This is a genomic window from Azospirillum griseum (genome assembly GCF_003966125.1).
Taxonomy (GTDB): domain Bacteria; phylum Pseudomonadota; class Alphaproteobacteria; order Azospirillales; family Azospirillaceae; genus Azospirillum; species Azospirillum griseum.
In genome coordinates this window covers 1-271 of record NZ_RXMA01000177.1, presented here as the reverse complement: position 1 = coordinate 271, position 271 = coordinate 1, and the positions used below count along the sequence as shown (strand labels likewise).

Here is a 271-nt window from a genome sequence, read left to right as displayed (position 1 = left end):
CCTTCGCCGACCACCGTCGCCCGCAGGTCGCGGCCATCGACGCGCAGGGCGTCGTTGGCCTTGTCCCCGGCCTCGGCGTTGGTTTCGCCCGATTCCTTGATGTAGGTGCCGATGCCGCCGAACCACAGCAGATCGACCTTGGCCGTCAGCAGGCGGCGCATCAGCTCTGCCGGGGCCAGATGGCTGGCCTCGATGCCGAAACAGGCGCGGACCTCCGGCGTCAGCTCCACGCTCTTGGCGCTGCGCTCGACGATCTGGCCGCCGGGCGACA

The 271-nt window shown here is 70.1% G+C and carries 1 protein-coding gene; it reads right to left on the bottom strand.

Annotated elements, in window-relative coordinates; translation table 11 throughout:
- A partial coding sequence (locus tag EJ903_RS26685; protein WP_148105344.1) for an NAD-glutamate dehydrogenase domain-containing protein occupies positions 1 to 271 on the bottom strand: 271 nt, incomplete at both ends.